Source organism: Microcoleus sp. Pol12B4, assembly GCF_036701385.1.
Lineage (GTDB): Bacteria > Cyanobacteriota > Cyanobacteriia > Cyanobacteriales > Microcoleaceae > Microcoleus.
This window is the reverse complement of record NZ_JAUBQR010000136.1, coordinates 17,336-18,598: the sequence shown is the minus strand read 5'-3', so window position 1 is coordinate 18,598 and position 1,263 is coordinate 17,336. Positions and strand designations below refer to the sequence as shown.

Here is a 1,263-nt window from a genome sequence, read left to right as displayed (position 1 = left end):
GTATTGCTAGTCATAGCATCGCCGTAGTTGCCGCACATATACACCAAATCCAACTGAGAGCAAAACTCTTGTGGGAAAATTCTCTCAATATCCTCCATCTTTAATTCCGCCCCCGGCAAAATCGGGTTGCCGGTGCGGGGACACTGCGGACAAGCTGCATTGCACCGGGAGGTAATTTCTACGCTGACTCTTCTGATATCTTCATATTTTAAGTACATGAGTTTTCCCCAATTAATTTGTGATTAATATTGAAATCGCGATCGACACAATTAGATAGCAATAGTTTTGATTGAGTGATTAAAAATTAAAATTATACCTTATGTCTGTCCGCTGTGAACATGATATAAGTTTTTTGTATGAGGGACAGAGGAGGCGAGGACTACTATCTTGATTCCAAATCTTAATAAAAAAAACCGCGGCCGGATGTCGATCGAGCCGCAGTTTTTTTTAAGCTAAAGTTTCAATTAATCGCGGCTGTTGATAGCAATCAGCAGGCGCAGAATGAAAATGAACAAGTTGATGTAGGTCAAGTACATCGACAGAGCGGCGGGCAAATACTGGTCGTCGCGGTAGCTGCGGGGTAATATGTAAAAATCGACGATCGCAGCGCCGGCAAATATAAACACGCCGATGCCAGAAATGCCAATTTCTAACCAGGTTGGGGTGTAGACGCCAAAGAGAGAGAGCAGAAACTGACCGCCAACGACGACTAACAAAGCAATCACACCTAAACTGATAGTTTTGGTGAGGGCCATGCCGTCTTCTTCAGAAAGGTTGGAGCCAATTTGGCGGGCGGCGATAAAGGTAATGCCGCATCCGAGGGCTGCAAAAGCGATGCCGGAGATGCCGACGCCTTGGGTTCTGAGGGCTGTAAATACCAATCCGCTGAGAGTGTAGCCGGAAAGCAGACTGTAGGTTGCCAGCAGGGGCAAAGCGGTGTTTTTGTTGCCTTGTTCGGCGGCACCGCGGGCGATGAAGAAGAGAATCAATTCTACGACGATCGCGGCGATGAATGTAGGAAAGAAGATCCCGGGATAGTTACGAATCACTCCGAGGCCGCCGTAGGTGCCGACAGCAGTTAAGACAAGTCCGGCGCCCACGAAGGGGAGAGCGTTGGAGATGACGTTCGGGCCTACCAGCGCGTGGTTTTTGGCCTCGCGCACGGCTTCGCGGAAATTGCTAGTGTTACTCACGAGGATTTACCTAATTTTGGCTGAGAATTGCTATCTATCATTTTGACAGCTTTACACTTTGTTTGCAAAA

General features: G+C 47.7%; 1 protein-coding gene and 1 pseudogene. Both read right to left on the bottom strand.

Going from position 1 to position 1,263, the window contains the following annotated elements; genetic code table 11:
* A pseudogene (locus QUA38_RS18505) lies at positions 1 to 218 on the bottom strand (radical SAM protein); the annotation flags it as partial.
* Positions 219 to 464: 246 nt separating this feature from the next.
* Positions 465 to 1,193 carry a Bax inhibitor-1 family protein gene (locus tag QUA38_RS18500; protein ID WP_333164253.1) on the bottom strand — a complete coding sequence of 243 codons (729 nt, stop codon included), beginning with the start codon at positions 1,191 to 1,193 and terminating at the stop codon, positions 465 to 467.
* Between the last annotated feature and the right edge of the window lie 70 nt (positions 1,194 to 1,263).